Below are 3,863 nucleotides of genomic sequence, written 5' to 3'. Positions count from 1 at the left end.
GCTCCCAAGGTTAAAGATGTAAGAGCTCTAACTGACTACGGTTTTTCATTTATTTATGTAATATTTGAGGATAACACTGACATATATTGGACTCGTACGAGAGTTTTAGAGTATTTATCAAAAGTTATCACTGATTTAAAGGTTGATGCAGAAGTTGAAATAGGGCCAGATGCAACTGGACTTGGATGGATCTTTCAGTATGCTCTTTTAGATAAAAGCGGAAAATACTCACTAGAAGAAATAAGAGCCTTTCAAGACTTTTATCTTAAATATGAACCTCAATCAGTAAAGGGAGTAGCTGAAGTAGCTTCAATCGGCGGCTTTGTAAAACAGTATCAGATCATAGTTGATCCTAACAAGTTAAACTATTTTGATATTTCAATTAATGATATTGCTGACGTAATAAAAAGGTCTAACTTAGAAACTGGCGCAAGACTTGTTGAATTTTCAGGTAGAGAGTATATGATAACTGTAAGGAGATACATCAATTCATTAAAGGATATAGAAAATTTAGCCATAAAAGTAAATAGCTCAGGTGTTCCCATAAGAATAAGGGACGTAGCTGAAGTTAAGTTTGGCCCTGATATAAGAAGGGGGCTTGCCGATCTTGATGGTATGGGAGAAGTAGTTGGTGGTATAGTGATTATGAGGTATAAAGAGAATGCCTTAGAAGTTATAAATAGAATTAAGGAAAAAATTAAAGAAATTAAATTACCTGAGGGACTTGAACTTGTTGTGACCTATGATAGATCTGATTTTATCCTAAAAGCAATAGACACTTTAAAAAGAAAACTTATCGAAGAAAAGATTGTAGTAAGTTTAGTAATAATAATTTTTTTACTTCATATACCCTCCTCTGTTAGTCCTATAATTACCTTACCTATTTCAGTTGTTCTTTCATTTATTCCCCTTTATTACTTAAAAGTTACATCAAACATTATGAGTCTTGGTGGGATAGCAATTACACTTGGGGCGCTCTCTGATGCAACAGTAGCTATAATAGAAAATGTTCATAAAAAAATATCAACTTATAGTGATAAATCAAATATTCCTGATGATTTAATTATAAATGCTATTAAGGAAGTGGCAAGACCTTCATTTTTTACACTACTTGTGATGGCTATTTCTTTTATACCCGTTCTTGCACTTGAATCTATAGAAGGAAGACTTTTTAAACCTTTAGCATATGCTAAAATCTTTGTTATGTTCTTTTCAGCAATCCCTGCAATTACCTTAACACCTGCATTAATTACAGCTTTAATCAGGACAAAAAAATTAAAATAAATACCCCTTTTTAATTTGTTATTAAATAAGATCCTTGTTGGAGAAATAAGGGATGAGAAACTCACCCATTATCAAGACTTTTATTTAAGATTTATAAGCCAATAACTGAGTTTGTGCTAAAAAGACCCCTATTAGTTTTATCTGTTGCTATAATTTTGTTTTTGATAACTATTCCGGTATTTTTGTCTCTGGGAAGTGAGTTTATGCCGTCATTAAATGAAGGTTCAATTTTATATATGCCAACTACTTATCCTGGTATATCAATAACAGAGGCCAAAAAACTCCTTATTTTGCAAGATAAAATTATTAAAGAGTTTTTGGTAAAGTGGGAAGAGCTCTAACTTCTAAAGATCCTGCCCCACTGTCAATGATTGAAACCGTAATTATATTGAAACCCCAAGATAAATGGAGAGAAAAAAAGAGATGGTATAGTAATATTTTACCTGAATTTTTAAAGCCCCCCTTTAGGATAATATGGCCCGATAGAATTTCATTAGAAGAGCTAATAGAGGAGATGGATAAAGAGCTTAGTATTCCTGGTCAAGTTAACGGATGGACGATACCGGTTAAAGGCAGATTAGAGATGATAACAACAGGTATAAGAACTCCTTTCTGGTTTGAAGGGGACTCAAAGTATATATGCTGAAAGGTTAACTGGTGGCTATTTTTTGGAGATAAATCCAAAAAGGGAGGAACTAGCAAGATATGGACTTAAAGTTGAGGATTTTCATATGACTCTAATTTCAGCCTTGGGAGGAGAAAACATAACTTATGTAATTGAAAAAAGGGAGAGGTTCCCATTAAACATCAGCTATCCCTATGATTTTAGACAGGATGTAGAAAAGATAAAAAGAATTTATATAAAAAATGAGCAGAGAGCCAAGATACCTCTTGCGCAAATTGCTGATATGTATTTTAAGGAAGGCCCATCAATGATAAGAAACGAAAATGGCAGGCTTGCAAGTTATGTTTATATTAATGTTAAAGGAAGAGATGTTGGTAGTTATATTGAGGAGGCAAAGAAAATTTTAAGAGAAAATTTGGAAATACCAGCAGGTTATTCAGTTAAGTTTAGTGGGCAATACGAATATATAGAAAGAGTCAAAAAGAAAATGCTTATTGTGCTTCCCTTAACTATCTTTTTAATTTTTATTCTTCTTTATATTAATACTGGTTCATATATTAAAACCCTAATAGTTCTACTTGCTGTTCCCTTTTCTCTGATAGGTGCCATTTGGTTACTTTTTTTGCTTAAATATAATTTAAGTGTTGGAGTCTTAGTTGGAATAATTGCCCCTTTGGGTGTGGATGCTGAAACCGGAGTTTTTATGCTTCTTTATTTAGATCTTTCTTACAGAGAGGCTAAAAAGAAGGGTAGGCTAAAAAACCTTTTAGATTTAAAGGAGGCTATATATAATGGTGCTGTAAAAAGGATAAGACCTAAAGTTATGACAGTTTTAACCACATTTGTTGGGCTTTTACCTATTATGTGGGCGCAAAGTCATGGGTTAGGTGCAAATGTAATGAAAAGAATTGCCGCACCAATGGTAGGAGGTTTAATTTCATCCTTTTTGATGGAACTTTTAATTTATCCTGCTATATTTTTTTATGGAAAAGAAGAGAAGTTTTAAATAAGTGAAAAATTAGTCATTTTAATATAAGCTTTCTTTGCATTATAATAAATCTATGAAAAAATTGATCTTAACTGGCGGGAACGTGAAGAAAAACTCTCTGATCTTCAAAAGGATTGCGGGGGAGTATAAGGGGGGAAAAGTTTTGATATTACCCTATGCTTCTGAGGATCCCTTAAAAACTTACTTTTACTATCAAGAAGTTTTCAAAAAATATAGCATAGATAACATCTTAAGTTTCCTATATCCTAATAGCAGGGATAGAATCGACATTAAAACGTTAGAAAAAAATATAAATGAATCAGAAATAATATTTTTTACGGGTGGAAACCAGCTAAAGCTTACTACACTCTTTGGTGGAACGGATTTTATCGATTTTTTAAAAAATATAAAAAAAGATGTAACTATAATTGGAACATCAGCAGGAGCCGCTTTTCTTGGAGATATTATGATTTATGACGGTCCGGCAAAAAAGGGAATATATAAGGGTGGCGTTGAACTAACAAAGGGACTTGGATTAATTGAAAATGTAGTAGTGGATACACACTTTACAGAAAGAGGTAGACTCTTAAGACTTATTCAAGTTGTTATAACTAATCCGTCTTTACTTGGAATCGGTATTTCAGAAAACACAGCAATTTTTGTAGAAAAGAATAGATTTGAAGTAGTTGGAGAAAAGGTTGTAGTTGTTGTAAATGGCATGGAGATTAAAAGAACAAATATCCCCGATAAAAGGCCAGGGGAACCCTTTGGAGCTGAAAATGTAAAAGTTGATATTTTATCTCCAGGGGGTATTTATGATTTGAGTAAAAAGGAGGTAGTTGTTTTATGAGAGAGTTTAAATATATGAAAATTTTAGAACTGAGAGCGTTGAGGGGTCCAAATATCTATCATTTAAGAAAACCCTGTATTTTTATGCTTCTTGACATAGGTGAGCTTGAGGAAAAA

General features: G+C 32.7%; 4 protein-coding genes and 1 pseudogene. All 5 read left to right on the top strand.

Going from position 1 to position 3,863, the window contains the following annotated elements:
• Positions 1-1,284, top strand: a 1,284-nt coding sequence (locus tag ABDH49_05365; protein ID MEN3046391.1) for an efflux RND transporter permease subunit, incomplete at its 5' end; no start/stop codon positions are given.
• Between the two features lie 83 nt (positions 1,285-1,367).
• A pseudogene (locus ABDH49_05360) lies at positions 1,368-1,625 on the top strand (efflux RND transporter permease subunit).
• Positions 1,610-1,930: a hypothetical protein gene (locus tag ABDH49_05355; protein ID MEN3046390.1), complete on the top strand. Its 321-nt coding sequence runs from the start codon at positions 1,610-1,612 to the stop codon at positions 1,928-1,930. Before ABDH49_05360 ends, ABDH49_05355 begins: the two are co-directional and overlap by 16 nt.
• Positions 1,902-2,915 (top strand): efflux RND transporter permease subunit, encoded by a 1,014-nt coding sequence (locus ABDH49_05350; GenBank protein ID MEN3046389.1) that lies wholly within the window; start codon positions 1,902-1,904, stop codon positions 2,913-2,915. The genes ABDH49_05355 and ABDH49_05350 overlap by 29 nt, the downstream gene beginning before the upstream one ends.
• Positions 2,916-2,970: 55 nt before the next feature.
• Positions 2,971-3,747 (top strand): cyanophycinase, encoded by a 777-nt coding sequence (locus tag ABDH49_05345; GenBank protein ID MEN3046388.1) that lies wholly within the window; start codon positions 2,971-2,973, stop codon positions 3,745-3,747.
• Positions 3,748-3,863: the final 116 nt, after the last annotated feature.

The sequence above is a fragment of the Candidatus Hydrothermales bacterium genome (assembly GCA_039630235.1).
GTDB lineage: Bacteria > Hydrothermota > Hydrothermia > Hydrothermales > JAJRUZ01 > JBCNVI01.
The sequence above is the reverse complement of the archived record's forward strand: the minus strand, read 5'-3'. Positions and strand labels throughout refer to the sequence as shown.